General features: G+C 44.9%; 17 protein-coding genes. 8 read left to right on the top strand and 9 right to left on the bottom strand.

The features are described from left to right. Nucleotides 1-15 precede the first annotated feature (15 nt). The 6 genes from DYADSP32_RS02210 to DYADSP32_RS02185 all read right to left on the bottom strand — a co-directional run bounded on the left by DYADSP32_RS02210 (nucleotide 16) and on the right by DYADSP32_RS02185 (nucleotide 8,013). On the bottom strand, nucleotides 16-726 hold the full coding sequence (locus DYADSP32_RS02210; RefSeq protein ID WP_149244236.1) for an NTP transferase domain-containing protein: 711 nt from the start codon (nucleotides 724-726) through the stop codon (nucleotides 16-18). A 73-nt stretch (nucleotides 727-799) separates the two neighbouring features. Then, on the bottom strand, nucleotides 800-3,346 hold the full coding sequence (locus tag DYADSP32_RS02205) for a DUF5686 and carboxypeptidase-like regulatory domain-containing protein (protein WP_149244237.1): 2,547 nt from the start codon (nucleotides 3,344-3,346) through the stop codon (nucleotides 800-802). A 105-nt stretch (nucleotides 3,347-3,451) separates the two neighbouring features. Next, nucleotides 3,452-4,447 (bottom strand): NAD-dependent epimerase/dehydratase family protein, encoded by a 996-nt coding sequence (locus DYADSP32_RS02200; RefSeq protein WP_149244238.1) that lies wholly within the window; start codon nucleotides 4,445-4,447, stop codon nucleotides 3,452-3,454. Next, on the bottom strand, nucleotides 4,444-5,562 hold the full coding sequence (locus tag DYADSP32_RS02195; RefSeq protein WP_149244239.1) for a hypothetical protein: 1,119 nt from the start codon (nucleotides 5,560-5,562) through the stop codon (nucleotides 4,444-4,446). Before DYADSP32_RS02195 ends, DYADSP32_RS02200 begins: the two co-directional genes overlap by 4 nt. Nucleotides 5,563-5,575: 13 nt before the next feature. Next, complete coding sequence (gene spt, locus DYADSP32_RS02190; protein ID WP_149244240.1) at nucleotides 5,576-6,781, bottom strand: serine palmitoyltransferase; 1,206 nt, start codon at nucleotides 6,779-6,781, stop codon at nucleotides 5,576-5,578. A 635-nt stretch (nucleotides 6,782-7,416) separates the two neighbouring features. Then, on the bottom strand, nucleotides 7,417-8,013 hold the full coding sequence (locus DYADSP32_RS02185) for a TetR/AcrR family transcriptional regulator (protein WP_149244241.1): 597 nt from the start codon (nucleotides 8,011-8,013) through the stop codon (nucleotides 7,417-7,419). A gap of 354 nt (nucleotides 8,014-8,367) precedes the next feature. Between DYADSP32_RS02185 and DYADSP32_RS02180 the strand changes: the two genes are divergently transcribed. Both DYADSP32_RS02180 and DYADSP32_RS02175 read left to right on the top strand, forming a co-directional pair. Further along, entirely contained in the window at nucleotides 8,368-9,078 is a 711-nt protein-coding gene (locus DYADSP32_RS02180; RefSeq protein WP_149244242.1) for a TetR/AcrR family transcriptional regulator, read from the top strand. 14 nt (nucleotides 9,079-9,092) lie between these two features. Further along, a complete protein-coding gene (locus DYADSP32_RS02175) occupies nucleotides 9,093-9,386 on the top strand; it encodes a GNAT family N-acetyltransferase (protein WP_149244243.1) in 294 nt (97 codons plus the stop codon). 93 nt (nucleotides 9,387-9,479) lie between these two features. Here DYADSP32_RS02175 and ytxJ read toward each other — a convergent pair whose 3' ends face one another. Both ytxJ and DYADSP32_RS02165 read right to left on the bottom strand, forming a co-directional pair. Further along, nucleotides 9,480-9,806, bottom strand: a complete 327-nt coding sequence (gene ytxJ / locus DYADSP32_RS02170; protein ID WP_149244244.1) for a bacillithiol system redox-active protein YtxJ — start codon at nucleotides 9,804-9,806, stop codon at nucleotides 9,480-9,482. Nucleotides 9,807-9,891: 85 nt separating this feature from the next. Beyond that, nucleotides 9,892-11,793: an AAA domain-containing protein gene (locus tag DYADSP32_RS02165; RefSeq protein ID WP_149244245.1), complete on the bottom strand. Its 1,902-nt coding sequence runs from the start codon at nucleotides 11,791-11,793 to the stop codon at nucleotides 9,892-9,894. 132 nt (nucleotides 11,794-11,925) lie between these two features. Here DYADSP32_RS02165 and DYADSP32_RS02160 point away from each other — a divergent pair, with 132 nt between their 5' ends. From DYADSP32_RS02160 to DYADSP32_RS02135, 6 genes are read left to right on the top strand one after another with little or no spacing between them, the layout of a single operon-like run. Next, complete coding sequence (locus tag DYADSP32_RS02160; protein ID WP_414617446.1) at nucleotides 11,926-12,207, top strand: DUF427 domain-containing protein; 282 nt, start codon at nucleotides 11,926-11,928, stop codon at nucleotides 12,205-12,207. Between the two features lies 1 nt (nucleotide 12,208). Continuing rightward, a complete protein-coding gene (locus tag DYADSP32_RS02155; protein WP_414617445.1) occupies nucleotides 12,209-13,597 on the top strand; it encodes a mercuric reductase in 1,389 nt (462 codons plus the stop codon). A gap of 43 nt (nucleotides 13,598-13,640) precedes the next feature. Further along, nucleotides 13,641-14,591, top strand: a complete 951-nt coding sequence (locus DYADSP32_RS02150; RefSeq protein WP_149244247.1) for an ABC transporter ATP-binding protein — start codon at nucleotides 13,641-13,643, stop codon at nucleotides 14,589-14,591. A gap of 1 nt (nucleotide 14,592) precedes the next feature. Next, nucleotides 14,593-16,164, top strand: coding sequence for an ABC transporter permease/substrate-binding protein (locus tag DYADSP32_RS02145; protein ID WP_149244248.1), 1,572 nt, complete (start codon nucleotides 14,593-14,595; stop codon nucleotides 16,162-16,164). Continuing rightward, nucleotides 16,151-17,308: an ergothioneine biosynthesis protein EgtB gene (gene egtB, locus DYADSP32_RS02140; protein ID WP_149244249.1), complete on the top strand. Its 1,158-nt coding sequence runs from the start codon at nucleotides 16,151-16,153 to the stop codon at nucleotides 17,306-17,308. Before DYADSP32_RS02145 ends, egtB begins: the two co-directional genes overlap by 14 nt. 3 nt (nucleotides 17,309-17,311) lie before the next feature. Continuing rightward, nucleotides 17,312-18,343 carry an L-histidine N(alpha)-methyltransferase gene (locus DYADSP32_RS02135; RefSeq protein WP_414617444.1) on the top strand — a complete coding sequence of 344 codons (1,032 nt, stop codon included), beginning with the start codon at nucleotides 17,312-17,314 and terminating at the stop codon, nucleotides 18,341-18,343. 142 nt (nucleotides 18,344-18,485) lie between these two features. Here the strand turns inward: DYADSP32_RS02135 and DYADSP32_RS02130 are convergent, their stop codons facing one another. Next, a complete protein-coding gene (locus tag DYADSP32_RS02130; RefSeq protein ID WP_149244250.1) occupies nucleotides 18,486-20,204 on the bottom strand; it encodes a PQQ-dependent sugar dehydrogenase in 1,719 nt (572 codons plus the stop codon). Nucleotides 20,205-20,274: the final 70 nt, after the last annotated feature.

Raw genomic sequence — 20,274 nt, 5'->3', positions numbered from 1 at the left:
ATTAAACATACCTAACTAAGCTTCAACCTCTTCCCGCAAAAAAACTTCTGCAGTAACGATGTCGGAGATATGATCCACGTCCACTATTTTCGAAAATTCAAATGCCTTCAGTTTCAATCCTCTGTAAAGCAATTGCCTCTGAAAATTTCGCATCCGTTTCGTGCCATTTTCAACACTTTCGCCGACGGCATTCAGCGCGTTTTTTCGTAAACAGTAAATACCTCCCGATACGAATGGCGTATTTCCATTATTGGTATCGGTGAATGAGGTGATCTGATTTGCTGAATCAACCCGGACAAATAACGGACTCTCATCATCAACAAAAGAGGTTACCGCCATGAGGCCGTCGAGACGTGGATTTTTTTCGAACTCTGCAATGTAAGCCTTGAATTCTTCTTCTCTGAAAACGGTATCCGTCGTGGTGAGACAAAGCGCGTCCAAACCTTCCGTATTTTTCAGAATTTCATCAAAACTATGGAGGGAACTGGGTGTAGATTTCTTTACAATCTGTATGGGAAAATGGGTAATGGTGCTTAAATGTGCTTCCAGCTCGGGTGCATTTTCGTTAATAATAATCCGGATGGTCTCGGCATTGTTCTGAACAAAAATATCAATTAACCGGTCAATCAACATCTTCCCATGCAGTCTCACCATAGGTTTGGGCATCGTAAAGCCTTCCCTGGCCAACCTTGATCCTTCTCCTGCTGCAATAATTGCGTAATTCATAACTTATTCTGTCTTTTTTGGTCATGAGCCAACGGCCCCATTTTTATTCGCTGGTAATACGTATCTCTTTAACTTAAAAATCAAGCCGGAATCTGGCCCTGATACCCCATTCCGAAACATTGGGATGATCCAGATAGTTAAACCGTTTCACCAGATCCACCCGTAACAGTTTAAAAATATTCGCTACACCCACACTCCCTTCCATGTAAGGCTGTTTGTTGAGCGTGTAACTGATCGGTCTTCCCAGCTCGTCCACCGGAAAATTGTATACCGAAGCACCCCTCTCCGGATTATTTTCATTCCTAAGCCCACCGGTAATGGCCTTGAAACTAAAAACCTCCCGTAATTTCAATTTTTTCAAGAGAGGGATCTTATTAAACAAGAACCCATTCATATAGTACTGGACATCCACACTTGCGTAATGATCACTTACAAATTCCAGAAAATTCATCAGGTTATAGGAATTCAGCTGATAAGCGTAAGTCTGATTGGCCCGATGGATGGTGAGTAACGGAAAGGGAATGTTTTTGCCTACTATGTAGCCCCCTTCTGCTGTCAAATCCACATAACCCAGTTGCGAAAGATAAACACGTTTGGATATATTGGCCGTAAGGTTATGATAGCTGGTTTCGCCTCCAAGCAGTTTCAGTCCGGCTCCATACCGAAGCGTAAACACTGGGTATTTATTAATAATGGGTGTGCGGTACACTTTTCCCTGATAAAACTGCTCCCCTGGCGCATAACGTAACTCCACGTTGGCTTCACTATTGACCAGATTGGCTACATTTCTGTCCCCTTCACCATCCGTTTTGATGTACTCAAGGATACCACCCGGTTGCTGAATCCACTTTGTAAAACCCACCTTGTATGAAAAGTGATTTTGAAATTCAGTCATATACTCGACCCTGTAAGTGTCGTTGTAGAGCCAACGGTTGTTTTCTCCCCTTTTGAAAGACAACAAAAAGTTGTCCTCATTAACAAATTGCAGATCCTGGCCCGGAATCTTGGTATCGCGCTGGAAACTGGCCCGAACATAGTTGAGCGGGAAATGATAGACCGACTTGTTGTTTAATGAATAACTTCCACTTAAAAAATACTTCCACTTTTCGTCCTTAAAACCATAAGCAGCATAAGTCTCAAAAAACAGCCTTTTATTAAATTCCGGAGTAGTACGACCGCCGAACCGAAGCCGAAAACCTTCCACTTCATTGAAACTGTAAAACGTATTTACCGGCCCGATCTCCACCGGCCCCATGGATTTATACCCAGCCAGAAAAATCGTGGCTATATCCATTGTCCTTTTAAAAGAAGGTATAGTCTGCAGGGTATCCACATTCCGGTAAATATTCTGCTCGGTCCAGTCCAGTGGAATGTGCCGTATTCCGCTCCAATAATCTTCACCTGTTTTTTGTAACGGGTTGAAGGCAAGTTGCTGGGCAGGGCCCTTGAAGAGCAAATCTGGTTGTGGGTTATTGATCGTGAAATTTTTAAAATTCACCACCCGTTGTCCATGCAGCCCCGCACTTTTTTCGCCAAGAGCAAACTCCATGGATAGTGTGGTCTTACTCAAATGATATCTGCCATCACTACCCTTCTCAAATTCGAGTCCCGATTCAAGATCACGCATGAAGTTGAGATTGATATCCTTATTTACTGTCAGATAAGCATTCTGCACGCCATAGTTTCCATCCAGGGTGATGAACAACTTGCCTTCGAACAAAAGATCTGTCTTATTTCGGGGCACGAATCCGAGCTCCACCAACCAAGGGGTGCTGGTTTTGATCGTGTCCCGTATAAAAAATTTGTAAAAAGTGGGCGCATTGTTGGCAATCGGGCTTAGCAACAGGTTGGTTGCCACAGAAATATTATTGTCATAAATATTAATATCTTCATAAAGCCGATTGAAGTAAGCACTAAGCCCATTATTGTCAACAAATTTGGAATCAAATTCTGCCCTTCTGTTGGCCTTAACGATCTGTTTTTTGGCATAGGGCGATTTCCGCAAATACACCTGTGACAGCTTCTCCTCCATGTAAGCAGGAAGCATGTTCCGTCCATTGGAAGAAGCAGAATCCTGATTGGTAAACAAAAACTGATAATTCTTGAATATCCGCTTTTCTTTAAAGTTATCCGACAGATTGCTCAATGCAAACGATATCTTTTCATACTGTTCGTATTCGACATATTCGTTGTGGGCCGCCTGATTCTTCTCCTTGTTGGCAATTACATCCCTGATGAGCTGTACCGCGGGATTATCCTTATTACGATACCGTGCCTTACCTCTGATGGTCACTTCCTTTAACAAGGAGGCATCAACCTCCATCTTAACGTTGATAACTTGTGAAACACCGGCAGAAATGGCCTTATCCTGACTAACGTAACCGACATACGTAAAACGAAGCGCCGAGCGACCCGCCGGCATCGTCATCAAATATTTACCATCCACATCCGCCGAAGTCCCCATCGTAGTGCCTGGAATGATGATACTCACAAAAGGCAAAGTCTCGCCTGTTTTTGCATCAGTCACCACTCCCTTTACGGTGGTCTGAGCCACCGCAGCCAACTGACACCATGCCAGCAAGCCTACTATTGCGATTCTTATTTTTTGTGTTTTAGACATTTCCCTGGTGGCCCTTGGCCGCTGTCTTTTCTTATTAAGACAATTTTTTAAACTAGTTCAAAATCTTTACCGATCCATGGATCAGATCAGGCATACATTTACATTCTATAGCCAGCCTTCTTCTTTGTACCAGGCCAATGTTTCGGGCAACCCATTTTCCAGCGTGTATGCCGGCTGGTAGTTGAGTTCCTTTTGGGCCTTCTCTATACTGCACATCCAATTTGGTGCAGTGAGTTCATTCAACTTCTCCGGCGTCAGCACGGGAGTTGTGTTTGCATACTTGTAATATAATCCAAGCGTATCCACAACGGCTCTAAACATCCGTAACGGCACGTGAATGCGGAGCGCCTTTCGTTTACTCCATTTTGCAAATTCTCCGGCCAGCTCGTATTTCTCATAACCTCGCCCGTCAGAGATGTTATACACCTTGCAACCGCCTTCATTGGTAAGCATCGCTGCCATAGTCACCTCCGCCAGATCCTGCGCATAAACAAAGCTCAATCGTTGCGGGGCTCTCCCAATGTATGCATCCAATCCCCGGCTTAACGTTTTGAATAAAATAAGGATATCCTTCTCGCCGGGACCGTATACGGCTGTGGGCCGGATGGTTGTAATATTTATACCTTTTACCTTTGCCAGTAATTGCTCTGCCAGGAGTTTACTCTTACCATAACTGGTTACCGGAGCTGGCAGTGTTTCCTCCGTGATCAGATTTCCGGGCCCGTAAGGCAAGGGGCCGATTGCCGCCAGACTGCTCATAAAAACGAAACGTTTTACGGGCTTTTGAGCAAGTGAGGCTACTTCCGCCAGCTCCCGGGTATACTGCGCATTGACAAGATTGTAAACCTCTTCACTTTTTGCTCTCGTGGCGCCGGCAGCATGGATTATATAGCTGTATGCCTCGCTATCAATCAGTTTTTCAATAGACTCTCTGGAACCAAAATCTGCTTGTACTACAACCGGATCAAGTTCTTTCAAGCGGCTCAGATCACTGGAAGGTCTTACGGCAACATGCACTTCCAGGCCTGCCTGCTGTGCGGCTTTTACCAGATGGTATCCAATAAAGCCACTCGCTCCGGTGATGAGTACCCGCTCCTTCATAAATCCATTTCAAATAACCTATACCTTTTATAGAGCCTTGCATTGATCTGTTCAATGGCATGATTCATCAGGTAATTCTCTTCCAGCATCCAGGAACACTCTCCGCCGGTTATCTTGGTTCCGTAGGTATTTTTAATGATGTGGCCGTACAAGCAGGCTTCAATTCCCATTTTACGATATCCCTCCAATACCCCCAAGGTCAAAACCCGTAAACGAGTGATATTTTTTTTCTGAAACAACAGTTTAAAAATACCCGTAGGTAACAAGCGCCCCCTTTTCATTTTAATCAAAATCTGATTGATATCCGGAATGGCCACTACAAACCCAACCACGACGCCATCCTTTTCCGCAACCAGACAATAGTTAGGATCCAGAATCATTTTCAGATCCTTGGCCAGATAATCAAACTCCTTGTCGGTCATGGGTACAAAACCCAGGTTTTTATCCCACGCTTTGTTATATACCTCTCTGATCTTAGGAACTTCGTCTTTGAAGTTTTTGACGTCCACTTTTCGGATGACAATCCCACTTCGTTTCAACCGGCCCTCAATCGTACTGATCAATTTAACCGAACGGTCATTAGACTCAGCGACGTTCAACTCATAGGCCAGCAGATCGGTCTTTTTGCTGAAACCATGCTTCAACAGCAAGTCGGCATAATACGGCGCATTATAGGGCATCATCGCCACAGGCGGCCTGTCAAAACCTTCGACCAACATACCGCAAACATCGTTGGTAGTGGGGTTTGCCGGGCCCAGGATGGTGGTTAACCCTTTTGAACGCACCCAATCTGCCGCACTGTTGAAAAGCATATCTGCCGTTTCCTGATCATTGATACAATCAAAAAAACCAAAAAAACCATCCTTTCCACCTGTAAATGCATTGTGATTTACGTTGTGAATGGCTGCAATTCTACCCGTTATCTTTTCACCGTCAAGCGCCAGAAAAAGCTGAATTGATGAATGTTCGTAAAAAGGATGTTTAGGCGTGAGCAAATCTTTCTGTCCGATAAAAATTTCGGGAACATAGTTTTTGTCATTCTTATACAGGTCATGAGGAAAATCAATGAACCTGGTCAAATCCTTTTTAGAGGTTACGGGTAAAATGTGTTTCATTCCGGGTTGTTTTTTACGCGTTCGCCCTGATTGCCTCTGGGTAAACTATTTTATATGCTTTCGTAAGCTTGTCAACCGCCTCTTCGATCTGACTAAATGTATGTGTTGCCATCAGAGAGAATCTGATCAAAGAATCCTGAGTAGGGACGGCGGGCGAAACAACCGGATTAACAAATACCCCATCATCCTGCAACAACTTGGTAATCAGGAAGGTCTTCTCATTATCCCGAATATAAATCGGCAGAATAGGACTTTCTGTCCGGCCCAGATCAAAACCATTGATCAGCAACAATTCTTTGGCGTACCTGGTATTTGCCCAGAGCCGCTGAATATGATCCGGCTCTGTTTCAATAATATCCAAGGCGGCAAGCGTGCTGGCCACAGAGGCCGGTGTCATACTGGCACTGAACATCAGCGAACGTGCACGGTGTTTCAAATACTCTATGGTATCAGCATCACTCGCGATGAAACCGCCCAACGAGGCAAGCGATTTACTGAAAGTGCCCATAATCAGGTCGGTGGACTCGGTAAGACCGAAATGCGAGGCTGTACCAGCGCCTTTCTCACCGATCACACCCAGACTGTGCGCGTCATCCACCAATACCGAAGCGCCGAAATCCGAAGCTACATCGTACAGTTCAGGCAATTTGACAATATCCCCTTCCATACTAAAAATCCCATCGGTAGCAATGAGCTTGCAGGCATCTTCCGGTAGCAGACTAAGCTTCTTCCGGAGATCATTCATATCGTTGTGTGCATACTTGACTACCTTAGAAAAGGAGAGGCGGCTTCCGTCAATGATGGAAGCATGGTCGCTCTCATCCAGTATAAGATAATCGTTACGCCCGGTGAGGCAGGAAAGTGCACCCAGGTTGGCCTGATAACCGGTGCTGAAAAGCACCGACGACTCCTTACCCGTGTAGATGGCAAGCCTGCGCTCCAGTTCCTCATGGATGTCGAGTGTCCCATTCAAAAAACGTGATCCCGCACAACCTGACCCATACTTCTCCAACGCCTTTTGGGCCATTTCGATAATGTACGGATGATTGGTAAGGCCCAGATAAGAATTCGACCCAAACATCAAAACCGTTTTCCCATTGATAAGAACCTCAGTATCCTGTCCCGATTCAATAGGCCGAAAAAAAGGATAGAGCCCCTTCTCTTTGATAATCTTCGAATCCTTAAATTCGGAAATACGGGTATGTAATTTATTCCTCATAATAATTGGTGTCAGAACTCAATTGTCAGTCAATCCGGGCGATTGAGTTCGGGTTATTCAAAAATCAACTACGCTAAATCGTGCAACTTCTGCCAAAACAGACATTTAAAATTTAAATATCAACGAATATTTCCTTGTAAAGGTTTTGCGGATTCCATATTTTTTGACATTTAAATAATAATAGTCCAATTTAGATGAAACCCAATTCAGAAGATTGACATTTTACACAATCGGTGAAATAATACTTTAAACGACTAAATATTAACCAAACTTCATTTAACCTTCTTATATAATTATGGCTGATGCCTTTTTTACAAGTTTCAATTCACGTAATAATTCAAAAATTCAATAATTCGCCAGCATTAGGTTGTGTACGAGTTAAACAATACGGTTTCTTTCGGCTAAAGTAACGACTCAGAATCCGACGAAAAAAATCCTAAGCGCCACTTTTCGAAATTTTCTGCTTCGATGGACAACGCTATCCATGAACTCAAAAGAAATTATACCACGCGCATGCAATTCAAAAATAAGCAGAGCAGATATCTTCCAGCGTGTACTTTTACCGTGCTAAAACCGGCTGCCAATCCTCCCGACCAAAATCGTATGCAGGTCTACTCAGGCTCACTTTTACCTTTCTACTTTTTTAAACCGTTTATCGCCAGATCCACCAACAAGTTCAGGAATCGCTCCATCTCATCCAGCTTGTCATACAACACCAGATCCATCTCTACCCCCCGCTGGGCACTCGCAAAAATAAAGGCCAGCCCATCCAACTCGTGCTCCTTAAGCACACGAAACTCACCGGTTACAATGCCGTATTGTAAGATGCTTTTTATAATATTAAGCTCCTTGGCATCGTATTGTTTCCTCCACACGTGCACTTGCCCGCTATCGATCAACCCGCAACGGGTTTCTTCCAACAATACGTTATAAAGGTTGATAACCTTTCGGATCGCTTCAAAACGTTTGATGTAGAAGACTTCAATTTTCCTGCGTGCGGTGGTTTCCTTGGCAATTGAATTCTGTACAACTTCAAAAAAAGCGTCTTTCTCCCGGGTCAGGATTGCGCCGAATATATCTTCCTTACTTTTGAAATAATGATACAGGGTACTTTTTCCCTTACCCGCCTCACGCGCAATATCCTCCATGGTGGTTTTGAAAAGACCAAATTTCTGGAAAAGCCTATCCGCACATCCCAGCACCTTTTCCCTCATTACATCTTCCTTTTGCATCTATAAGTCTGCTAATATTTTCGACCAACATTCAATATTAGTCCAAAAGTACAGGATGACAAATCAATTACAAAATATTCCTGCATTAAAATTCGACTACCAAATTTTAATGCTTACTCCGCCCTCGCCACCAACTATAAGCGCAGAAAATTACAAAAGTGGCCTATTCTGCAACCAGAGGGCTTTTAAACACAGCCCCTCCTCAACCCAGCCAGACAAACTATATTTCTTTCCTTTATTAATCCTATTACAAAAAGCAGACCAAAAGTCAAAATTAGTCTGCCAGACGAATCGTATTCCTCAAAGGTAAAGGTAGAAATTCCCGGAAGTTTCAACAGGTATGATCAGAAAGGCATGAAAAATCAGCAAATCAGAGTTGTATACCGACTTCAGTTAGCTAATTTTGAATCAGATTCCTCCACCGAAACATCCGATATGACACAGACGAAAGATGAACTGCTAAGGGCAAAAATTCTTGCAGGTGCAGACAAACTCTTCCAAAAATTTGGTTTAAACAAGACCACCATGGAAGACATTGCCAAGGAAGCGGGTAAAGGCAAAAGCACCCTTTATTACTATTTCAAAAGCAAAGAGGAGATTTTTGAAGTAATCATTCAAAACGAAAAGGAAGCTTTTTTCGAAATGCTTCAGACTGCCATAGCCAGGGAAAAAACAGCAGTGAAAAAGTTTCACGCCTTTCAGACCATCCGACTGGAGAAAATCCGGAAAGTGGTTAATCTGTATGCCGTACTCATTAATGAAACCCGCGATGGCCTGATGGAAAATGGAGAGATGTGCACCTGGCGAAAAAAATATGACGATAAGGAAAGTAACATCCTAAAGAGCATTCTGCGCTTCGGAACCGCCACCGGAGAATTCCGCGACCTGAATGAGGAACAGCTCGACAAACTGGCGTTCATATTTACCAGTGCACAACGGGGCATCGAAATGGATCTGATCATGTATGACAAGCTGGGCGAATCTGAGGGTATCTTGAAATTGCTGCTCGATCTTTCAATGAATGGACTAAAAAAGCAGGCGGTACTTGAAGACCAACCTGCTTAAAAAAAACTGCAAATATGACCGAAGTAAATTTGTTCCTCAATGAAAACGGCAAAGGTGCCTTTAAACTGTTCGCCGATGGTATGGAGATCGGAGAAATGGTGGTGGGTATTCTTGGAGCCAGTATGCGTGTGTATCATACCGAGGTAGCACCTGAATACGAAGGAAAAGGCCTTTCCGGGAAGCTATTGGAAGCAATGGTCAGATACGCTCGTGAAAACCACCTGAAAGTATCACCTCTTTGTTCATTTGTACATGCCCGGTTTAAAAAGCATCCGGACGAGTACGCTGATATCTGGAATCACGAGTGATCGTTTGAACTGCATCAGGTCACGGTAGTAAAACAGAAAAAGCTACAAAGAAGCGCACATTGCTTTGCGGCTATCAGCTTCGCATATATTACCTTATTCAAAAAAATGCAGAATAGGTTTCAGAGAAACAGATTCATGTGATGCATCGTACACACAAGCCCCATCTTTGACCAGCAGAAGCTGTGGAGATTCGTGCTCCACAGAAAAAGCATCGGCTATTGTTCGGGAAACCGACCTGTCTTTGATCACATCCACCATATAAAATGGCACCGAATAGTCGCCAGTCGACTCCGATTTTAATTTTTTCAGTGCCATCAAACTCACCATACATCTGGTGCTGTGCTTATAAATCAAAGCGAGCTCTCCCGAATTTTTAATTCCCTCCACTTCCTGCTCGGTCGTAATTGATATCCAATTCATAATTTACTTTTATTTTCTCAAAAATTTATAACCCCGTAATTCGTTTTTTTGTGCCAGATCCATTGCGGATATTTTTGGGGTGAGCCTATTCCGAAAACTCCCAGGCACTCTGATAAGCGCCCAAAGCTTCGGCATAGTTAATAAAATGGGCATAAAAAGGAAACTGAGCCAACGTAGCGCTATCGCCAACAATAACCAACATTTTTCGTGCCCTCGTCATGGCCACGTTCATCCGCCTGATATCGGAAAGAAAGCCTATGGCACCTTCCGCATTGCTGCGGGTCATACTGATGTAGACCACATCCCGCTCCTGTCCCTGAAAACTGTCAATGGTATTGACCGAAATTTTATCTCCATACCTGTGCAGGTCGGGAGTATGCAGCAACTGGTCTTTAAGAACATGGACCTGCTGCTTGTAAGGCGAAATGACCGCTATGCTCGGGAACGCCGAAATCGTGTTTTGAGATGCCAGCTCCGTGACCAGCTGAGTCAAATGCCGGAATAAAAATGCCGCCTCCTCCGGATTGGTGGAACTGGTACCTTCGAGCTTCTCGTCAAATCCACAACCAGCCGTGTCGATAAATAACAGAGGGGCGGCTCCCGGATACAATACATGACGGGCCACAGAGGGATTTGCTCTTAATTTGTCCTGATAAAACACTTTTGAAGAATAACCCATGATGGCTTCGTTCATCCTGTACTGCTCTTCCAGCAACACAACAGCCTCCGGATGCGCTTCAACACATTTTTCCAACAAGGTGGTACTTAATCCGTTTCTGGCCGCCTCGTCCGACTTCACAGTGGGTGATAATTGGAAATGATCACCGGCAAGGACTACCTTTTGCGCCTTCAGGATCGGGATCCAGCAAGCAGGTTCCAGTGCCTGCCCTGCTTCGTCGATGACTACGGTATGATACTTGAGATTACGAACGGTATAGTGATTGGATCCAACCAGAGTGGCTGTAATCACCTGCGCCTTTGCCACCAGATCGTCAATGATATATTGCTCCGTATTACCCACCTCCTTCATGATTCGGTGGGCTTCGTCGAACAATGCTTTCCTCTGATCACGCTCCGCTTTCCCGAAATTTCGTTTGTACTTATGGGCCATGTTTTTATATTCACCCGCTTGTTTTTTCAGCTTTTTAGCCTCTTTCATCTGGCTATGCTCTGCCATTTTACTATTCAGGGTGAGTGACATGAGCTTTTCCGAAACCCGGGCAGGATTGCCGACCCTCAACACATGGATACCTTCATCCGAAAGTTTTTCACTCAAAAGATCCACGGCGGTATTGCTAGGCGCCACAACCAGTATTTGCCTGCGATCCTGGGCTATCAATGCCTTTATGGCCTGTATTAGTGTAGTGGTTTTCCCGGTTCCCGGAGGTCCGTGTACGATCGCCAGCTCATTTGCCGCGAGGATATTGCTGAGTGCCTCCTGTTGTGAAGCATTTAATTTGGGGTTCTGAGTCGATCGGGGCCGATCATCAAAGGAAGGTTTTTTTTCACCTGTCAAAATCTGAATCAGTCTTCCCTCAGGCTTTTCGGCCAGTACCGATGCAGCCTTGAGGGCACTGTTCATTTCGTCGTAGCTGTTGTCATCGAACAGCACATCAATACCCAGCTTCCCGTCGCGGGACCACTCGGGCAACTCGTCGGTACGTAAGGTCAATTTCAACCGGTTGCCACTTTGATGGGAAATGGTACCCTCCACCCTATCCTTGTTGGGGTCATGGTTGGAGAACAATACTGCCGGCATTCCAAAGCGTAACTGGTGGGCAACATCCTGATGTGTAGTGCGCTCAACCTCCACTGAAATATAATCCCCCCTGCTCATTTCAGTCCCTCGGATGGCGATTGGATACCAGGTGAGGCCGTTAGCCCGCCGCTCTGAAACGGAAGACTGTTCTGTTAGTTTTAGGTAAGACAGCCGATCTTCATCTCTTTCTGTTTTTAGTAAATCAAGCAGCTTTTTAAAATAATCCATGCGCAAAGTTAAGAGGGATTCTTCAAAACCGATATAAAGGCACCGTGCGCATGCAAAATGAGACGCCCGATAGTCATTTTTCGATTTTTCAGGCATACTTTTAGTGACCAGGATTAAAACTGAAATAAAATAATGAAAGCAATCTGGAATGATCAGATTATCGCAGAAAGTGACGCGACAATCGTAGTAGAAAACAATCACTATTTCCCTGCCGATTCGGTCAATCGCGATCTGATTTCAAAAAGTGAAACACATAGCACATGCCCATGGAAAGGGGTAGCTTCGTATTATGACCTCCAGGTGGGAGGCCAAACGCTTTCGGGCGCTGCCTGGTATTACCCTAAACCTAAACCTGCCGCGGAAAATATTGCCAATTACGTCGCCTTTTGGAAGGGTGTAAAAGTTGTAAATTAAAATGATGATCAAAAAATACGACGCCATTGTCATTGGCTCCGGCCAAGCCGGAACGCCACTTTCAAAAAAACTGGCAGAAACCGGCAGAAGAACAGCCCTCATCGAGCAAAGGTGGGTGGGAGGAACCTGTGTAAACGATGGCTGTTCCCCTACCAAAGCAATGATCGCGTCGGCCCGCCTTGCTTACCTGATTGGAAAAGACGATGAATTGGGCGTAAATACCGGAAAATTAAAAATTGACATCGCTAAAATTCTTGAACGGAAGGACGAAATCGTCAATCGAATGCGGAAGAATTCAGAAGATGGCATTTTGCAGACGAAAAACCTGGACCTGATTTATGGAACCGCTTCCTTCTCGGGAGATAAAGAAATCGCAGTGGCCCTTAATGGAGGTGGGGAAACCATGTTTGCGGCCGAGGAAATCTATATCAATACGGGTGCCAAACCAGCGATACCAGAAATTACAGGACTGGATCACATTGATTACCTGACCTCCACCAGCATCATGGAATTGAAGCAAATCCCCGAACATTTGCTCATCATCGGGACTGGTTATGTAGGAATGGAATTTGGTCAGATGTATCGCCGCTTTGGAAGCAAAGTCACAATGCTTGAAACTTCAAAGCGAATTATGCCAAAAGAAGATGAAGACATTGCCCGGGCGGTAGAGAAAATTTTTGTTGACGAAGGAATTTCCATTCTCAAGGATTGCCAGCTGAAAGAATTCAGAAAGACTGGCAAAAAAATCAAGGCGTATGCAGTGATCGATGGCCAGAAAAAAATCATTACCTGCACCCATGTACTGGTTGCCACAGGACGACGCCCGCAGGGCGAAATGCTCAATCCGTCCAAAGCAGGGGTAGAACTTGATAAAAGGGGATTTATTAAAGTCGACAGGTTTTTGGAAACCACAGCCAAGGGAATCTTTGCTCTCGGAGACGTAAACGGTGGACCACCATTTACGCACATTGCCTTCGATGACTACCGGATAATCATCCATAACATTTCCAATAAAGCCAAAAGAGATACAGATAACCGACTTCTGCCCTACTGCATGTTCACCGATCCGCAGCTAGGCCGCGTGGGCATCACCGAACAGGAAGCAAAGAAAAAGGGACTGGACATATTAGTGGCATCGATGCCGAACACTGCAGTGGCCCGTGCCATTGAAATGGGCGACACACGCGGATTGATGAAAGCTGTTGTAGACAAAAAAACAGGACAAATACTCGGTGCGTCTATACTGGGCACCGAAGGCGGAGAAGTGGTTACCGTATTACAAATGGCCATGCTGGGCGGCATTACCTGGCAGGAAGTACACGATGGCGTATTTGCACATCCCACCTTTTCTGAATCTTTAAATAACCTTTTTGCGTTTCCAGATAAATAGCGGCTTCGCTATGTATCTTCTGAGTAATTCTTTAAACCCGTTTATGATCATTGCCCAAAATCTACAAAAGAATTTTAATGGAACGGAGGCGGTCAAAAACATATCCTTCGAAGTAACAAAGGGAGAAACACTGGTGCTTTTGGGTACCAGCGGATGTGGCAAAACAACGACATTAAAAATGTTGAACCGCCTGATTGATCCAACAGCAGGAGAAATATTCATTGATGGAAAAAATATAAACACATCCGCACCCGAAATACTCAGAAGGCATATTGGTTATGTGTCTCAAAACAATGGTCTGTTCCCGCATTATACCGTCGCGGAAAACATCGCCATTGTACCGAGGCTACTATCCTGGGAAAAAGGAAAAATCGCATCCCACTCGGCAGCCATACTGGATCAGATCAGACTGCCCTTCAATAGCTATGCCCACAAATATCCTGACGAGCTGAGTGGTGGAGAAAAGCAACGCGTAGCACTGGCACGTGCCATGATAGCAGATCCGAAGGTGCTTTTAATGGACGAACCTTTCGGCGCGCTGGATCCTGTTACGCGGGTTCAAATCAGAAAGGAATTCAAGGAACTGACCGAAGCTGACAAAAAAACCATTGTGCTCGTCACGCATGATGTACAGGAAGCCTTTGAGCTGGGTCATCAGATATGCCTGATGGATAAAGGTCAGATTGTACAGATGGGCACGGCCAAAGACCTTATTTTCAACCCTTCCAACGACTTTGTGACAAACTTCTTTGGACATCAACGACTGCAGCTGGAACTGAGCTCACTCACCTTTGCCGACATTTGGGATCAACTTGCCGGGCTGGAAGCTTCTTCACCTGCAGATGTGAACAGTTCGTGTAACCTATGGGAAGCCATGGAATGGCTGTCCGCAGCAAACAAAGAGTATGTGGTTGTTGAACAGGGAGGCGAGTTAAAGAAAGCCTCTTTTTCAGCCATCCATTCGACCTATTCCCGAATCAAACATAAAGCATAATATGGAGCAATCACAAAGCTTATGGGCCTTTATGTTACAACAATCGGACAAATTGTGGGACCAAACCCTGGCTCATATCGGACTTACCTGCATTTCACTTTTACTTGCTGTATTCATTGGTCTTCCGCTGGGAATCTGGATATCTGAACGAAAAAAAGTGGCCTGGATGGTACTCGGTGTTGCCGGCGTTCTGCAGACCATTCCCAGCATTGCGCTGCTAGGGTTTATGATCCCCTTACTCGGGATCGGTGCCGTGCCTGCTATTGCTGCACTTTTTTTGTACGCACTTTTACCGGTGATCAGAAACACCTATACGGGAATTACCGGCGTGGATCCGGCGATTGTAGAAGCTGCCAAGGGTATGGGCATGAACAAATGGCAGGTTCTTTTTCAGGTGCAGCTACCGTTGGCGATGACGGTAATTCTGGCAGGCATCCGGACAGCCACGGTGATCAACGTGGGGGTAGCAACACTTGCCGCGTACATTGCCGCCGGTGGATTGGGTGAATTTATTTTTGGAGGAATTGCGTTGAACAATACAAACATGATCTTGTCGGGCGCCATTCCTGCCGCCCTGTTGGCTATTTTTCTTGATTTTTTGCTGTCATTGATACAGAAAACAAGTTTCAGACGCATGCGTAAAATCCTGCTGGTATTACCCCTCATGCTTCTGCTGCTTTCCTCATTTTACATGATCCCCTTCTCCGGCGCTAAGCTACTGGGCGGATTCACCCCAGAATTTATGGGACGTGAAGATGGGTATCTGGGACTAAAATCAAAATATAAGCTCAACATTCCAACCGTGGTTATTGGCGATGCTGTGATGTACAAAGCCGCATTTGAAAAAAAGCTGGACGTTATCAGCGGATACAGCACCGACGGCAGACTGGTCGCATTTGACCTGATCACCCTGGAAGATGACCAGACCATTTTCCCACCCTACTACGCGGCACCGATGATCCGCCAGGATTTTCTTCACAAACACCCCGAGGTAGAGGCCGTCCTGAACTTACTTGCCGGTACCATCAACGATTCCATCATGACCGACCTCAATTATCGTGTTGACCATTTGAAACAACTGCCAGAAATGGTTGCAAAGGATTTTTTGATTCGTAATGGTCTTTACAAAAAACCCCTCAATGGCAATGGTGGTACGATCAGACTGGGGTCCAAAATTTTCGGAGAACAATACATCCTGATCAATATGTACAAAATATTACTCGAAGGAAATACCAACCTCAAAGTCGTGACAAGGACAGGACTAGGCGGTACAAAAATTTGCTTTGACGCACTGACCCACGATGAAATTGACATGTGTCCGGAGTACACAGGTACGGGATTGCTGGTCATTCTCCAACCCTCCAAAAAAGAACTCGAACAAATAATGGGCCACCGGGAAATGGTCTACAACTTTGTCAAAACCGGATTTGCCAAAAAATATCAGCTGCAATGGCTCCAACCTATTGGCTTCAATAACGCCTACGCACTTATGATGCGGAGAAGTCAGGCAAGCAAATTGCATATCAAAACAATTAGTGACTTAACAAATTACGTTTCGAATGAACGCAGATAACCTTAAAGATCAATACTTAGCTGTAAGAAGACATTCGGTAAAGATATGTGAGCCCTTGGAGACAGAAGACTACGTACCCCAGCCGGTACCTTTCGTGAGCCCTCCAAAGTGGCATTTGGCTCATTCAACATGGTTCTTTGAAACCTTCATTCTGAACCCGTTCGGGAAAGGCTACCAGGTTTTCAGTGAGGATTTTAGTTTTTTGTTCAATAGCTATTACAACAACGTGGGTGAACGCGTACTCCGAACAGACCGGGGAAATATTACACGACCAACGATTGTAACCGTTTATGCATATAGAAAATATGTAGACGAACACATGATCACGCTTTTGGATACCCTGAACGACCCCGCCGCGCTGAAGCTGATCGAGCTGGGGCTGCATCATGAACAACAACATCAGGAACTGCTGTTGACGGATATTAAATATATTCTGGGCCATAATCCGCTGTTCCCAGTATACAGCCCGGATTCCAACCTGGTGAAGGATGTGAACAAAGAGACGGGCTCTGTCCAAATTGCTGAAGGAATTTATGAGGTAGGATTTCAGGGAGACGGCTTTTGCTTTGATAATGAACTGGGAAGGCATAAGGTTTATCTGAACGCATTTGAAATTTCCAAAGCGCTTGTGACCAATGCAGAATACATCGAATTTATGGAGGCAGGCGGCTATCAGGACTTCAATCTTTGGCTGGACGAGGGCTGGTCCTGGATAAATGAGAACAAAATAACGGCACCCATGTACTGGCACAAAATCAATGGAGCATGGCACTATTACACCCTTGCCGGACTGCAACGGATTGCCCCCGAAGCGATACTAAGTCATGTTAGCTTTTTCGAAGCGGCAGCATTTGCACAGTGGAAGGACATGCGCTTGCCGACAGAATCGGAGTGGGAAATTGCCTCCGAACAATTCCACTGGGGAAAACGATGGGAATGGACGCACAGTGCCTATTTGCCCTACCCGGATTTTGTAAAGGCTAGCGGAGCCGTGGGCGAATACAATGGCAAATTTATGATCAATACCATGGTATTGAGAGGGTCCTCGGTGGCTACACCCGAAGGCCATAGCAGGAAAACTTATCGTAATTTTTTTCACACACATGAACGCTGGCAGTATACGGGCATCCGGCTGGTAAAATAACTTATGAGCGAATTTAAAGAATCCGGTTGCCGGAATAACAAAATGGATTGGAACAATCACCAAACACTCAGCGAGCAGGTCAATCCTGAAATTTCTGATGACAACTTCGCCGAGGATGTCGAAAAAGGACTTTCGGGCCCGTTGAAATCAATATCCTCCAAATACTTTTATGATGACAGAGGGAGCAGTATTTTTCAGGACATCATGTCTATGCCGGAATACTACCCCACTGCCTGTGAATTTGAGATTTTATCCATGCAGGGTGGCGATATCATCCGGGATCTGCATTTTGAGACGAAGTTTCAGATTGTGGAATTTGGGGCAGGAGATGGGATCAAAACGAGGCAGTTGCTCAAAAAACTGATGGACGACAAACGGACTTTCTCCTACGTACCCATAGATATTTCAAAGAAAGCAATAGACGATCTTGTTGAAAATATGCATTTGCATTTACCTGGACTGAATATCAAACCCATGGTAGGCAATTACTTTTCCATGATGGAGCAACTTGCGTCGTCGGAAGTTCCCAACCTCTTTTTGTTTCTGGGAAGCAACATTGGTAATTATCCGAATCAGGAGGCCGATGAACTGATGGGCCGGTTCAATGAACACATGAAATACGGCGACAAACTTCTGACCGGGTTCGACCTGCAAAAGCATCCCGCGGTGATCAGCCGTGCGTACGACGATGCGCAGGGGATAACAAAGGCATTTAATATCAACCTGCTGAACAGAATGAACCGGGAACTTGGCGCCAATTTTATGCTCAGCCAATTTGACTTCTTCTCACATTATAATCCAATAAATGGTGAAGTGAGGAGTTATCTGGTCAGTCTTAAATCCCAGGAGGTGCACATCCGAAAATTGAGCAAAAGCTTTTCATTTAAACAGAACGAGCTCATCTGGACTGAACTATCCAGAAAATATACCCTGGAAGAAATTGGGCAAATGGCGGAACGTAATCACTTCCGTCTGATCGCAAACTATCTGGACTGTAAGCATTATTTCGCAGACAGCCTTTGGGTGAAAGAATGAGTATACCAAGAAGCTAAAATGCTCCACTACGAGAGTTTACCTGACACATGGCTTTAAAAAATCACCAAATACGATACTCCGTACGTATGAAAATGTCCTTTGGGCTATTCTCATACCTACGGGTATGAAACTCAGGGCAAGATCAGAAATATGCCTTTGTGATCTTTCTGATCTTGCCGTCACTTTTGGTCATCACATACAGCTCTTTTGTAAATGGGTCATATTCGATCCTTAAATCAACCCGTTTCGATCCGGACAATTGGATCAGGTCTGTTTCTTTTCCCTTTTCGACGAGCGTTAGCTGATGAATGGTACTGTCCGAAAGCTGCTTATTTATATTGACATAAAACAGCTTCCCATTGACGATATCTCCGAATATATACTTGTCTTTCAAAGCTTCAATTTCACCGTGATAAACATAACCCCCACTTACGGCATTCCCGTCTACGTGATCGTAAGCAGCAAACGGATCAATAAATTTCCGGTTGTCGCCAGCATCAGGCTTATACACATTTTTGAGGTCTTTCCATGAAATCGCAAATTTACCTTCACGATCATTCCAGCCATAATCGCCTCCGCTAACGATGACGTTTACTTCCTCAAAATTCGTTTCGCCTACCTCTGCACTAAACATCGTTTTACCATTTGACAAATCCCAGGATATCCTGTGCGGGTTACGAAATCCGTATGCATATATTTCTTTCCTTACCCCAGGATCATTGTGTTTGAAAAAAGGATTGCTTTCCGGAATACCATATTTCCCGTTAGGGCTGTTGTTACAAAGCGGATCAATCCGGATGATGGTACCCAGCAGTGATTTCAGATCATGGCACAATTCAGGATGTTTTGCAATGGTTGAACCGCCATCCCCCGTTCCGACGTACAGCAAACCGTAATCAGGATCCTCCTTACCAATACCGGGAATAAATTCAATGTCCTGCATGCCGTGGACAGCACCTGGCACATTCACACGAAGCAACTCACGGGCTGAACCATTAAAAGTAGTATCTCCCATGTTGGTCATTTTCAATTCCTCCAATACCCACTGCATGGCCACCTTGATGGAGTCTGGGTATGCATAATCCGCACCTTTACCGGTGAATTTTTCGGTGTGTGTTACATACAGAAGACCATTGGTTAAAAAATCAGGATGAAATGCGAAACTGCCCAGGCCTACCCCTAATCCGGGCGTATTGATGTATTCAGGCTGCCGATTCCGGATATCCAGGAAAGTACTTGTGTGCCCCTTACTAATGCGATGGATGATACCACGCTGATCGCTCACAAACAGCGAGCCATCACCAGAAGGATGCGGACGCATATTGGCAATGCGCGTTAACGGAGGTTTCGGGTCGGAGGCTGGGACCTGCACGAAGTCTTCCAGCTCAATTTTTAAACCCGACTTTACAATCGGAATTCCCAATCTTTCAACCGGTCGACCGGCGCTGGCTTTATCTTCTTTAACGATCAATGGAGCGATTTTCTGCCTGGTCGTCTCCATATCAATGTATGCGATCACGGACTTTATCTCTGCGGGCTTGAGAAAATCAAATGAGGGCATCAGCAGTTTGTACTTCCGGTGTAATATGGATGCCCGTGAATCCCCTCCGGAAATGGCCTTTCCCGGATTTTGTATAAAGCTGGTCAGTATCTTCTCCGGAAGTATGCGCGTTACCCCACCAAGCCTCGGCCCAATGCCATCATTCTTCAGGTCATGACAGGATACACAGTTGGTGGTATAAATCTCCTTCCCCAGGGTCAAAGTCTTCTTATCCAGCGCATAGGCTTTCTTAACCTGGGCTGTGACAGTATAACCATTTGAGCAAAGAAGTACAAATGCAAAAACAAAAATTCGAAACATCGGCAAGAATACAATAAAAATTAAACAACTTAGGGGTTACACCAAGGATGTAAAGTGAATTATCTATAAA

Origin of the sequence: Dyadobacter sp. 32, assembly GCF_902506755.1 — a bacterium.
Taxonomy (GTDB): Bacteria; Bacteroidota; Bacteroidia; order Cytophagales; family Spirosomataceae; genus Dyadobacter.
The sequence above is the reverse complement of the archived record's forward strand: the minus strand, read 5'-3'. Positions and strand labels throughout refer to the sequence as shown.

Bases quoted from the DNA above. Each gene is read 5' to 3' on its own strand.
- DYADSP32_RS02185 (WP_149244241.1), bottom strand. From the start codon at position 8,013: ATGCAAAAGGAAGATGTAATGAGGGAAAAGGTGCTGGGATGTGCGGAT.
- DYADSP32_RS02135 (WP_414617444.1), top strand. From the start codon at position 17,312: ATGAGCGAATTTAAAGAATCCGGTTGCCGGAATAACAAAATGGATTGG.
- DYADSP32_RS02200 (WP_149244238.1), bottom strand. From the start codon at position 4,447: ATGAAGGAGCGGGTACTCATCACCGGAGCGAGTGGCTTTATTGGATAC.
- DYADSP32_RS02195 (WP_149244239.1), bottom strand. From the start codon at position 5,562: ATGAAACACATTTTACCCGTAACCTCTAAAAAGGATTTGACCAGGTTC.
- ytxJ (WP_149244244.1), bottom strand. From the start codon at position 9,806: ATGAATTGGATATCAATTACGACCGAGCAGGAAGTGGAGGGAATTAAA.
- DYADSP32_RS02180 (WP_149244242.1), top strand. From the start codon at position 8,368: ATGAAAAATCAGCAAATCAGAGTTGTATACCGACTTCAGTTAGCTAAT.
- DYADSP32_RS02155 (WP_414617445.1), top strand. From the start codon at position 12,209: ATGATGATCAAAAAATACGACGCCATTGTCATTGGCTCCGGCCAAGCC.
- DYADSP32_RS02145 (WP_149244248.1), top strand. From the start codon at position 14,593: ATGGAGCAATCACAAAGCTTATGGGCCTTTATGTTACAACAATCGGAC.
- DYADSP32_RS02165 (WP_149244245.1), bottom strand. From the start codon at position 11,793: ATGGATTATTTTAAAAAGCTGCTTGATTTACTAAAAACAGAAAGAGAT.
- DYADSP32_RS02160 (WP_414617446.1), top strand. From the start codon at position 11,926: ATGAAAGCAATCTGGAATGATCAGATTATCGCAGAAAGTGACGCGACA.
- egtB (WP_149244249.1), top strand. From the start codon at position 16,151: ATGAACGCAGATAACCTTAAAGATCAATACTTAGCTGTAAGAAGACAT.
- DYADSP32_RS02175 (WP_149244243.1), top strand. From the start codon at position 9,093: ATGACCGAAGTAAATTTGTTCCTCAATGAAAACGGCAAAGGTGCCTTT.
- DYADSP32_RS02210 (WP_149244236.1), bottom strand. From the start codon at position 726: ATGAATTACGCAATTATTGCAGCAGGAGAAGGATCAAGGTTGGCCAGG.
- DYADSP32_RS02205 (WP_149244237.1), bottom strand. From the start codon at position 3,346: ATGTCTAAAACACAAAAAATAAGAATCGCAATAGTAGGCTTGCTGGCA.
- DYADSP32_RS02130 (WP_149244250.1), bottom strand. From the start codon at position 20,204: ATGTTTCGAATTTTTGTTTTTGCATTTGTACTTCTTTGCTCAAATGGT.
- DYADSP32_RS02150 (WP_149244247.1), top strand. From the start codon at position 13,641: ATGATCATTGCCCAAAATCTACAAAAGAATTTTAATGGAACGGAGGCG.
- spt (WP_149244240.1), bottom strand. From the start codon at position 6,781: ATGAGGAATAAATTACATACCCGTATTTCCGAATTTAAGGATTCGAAG.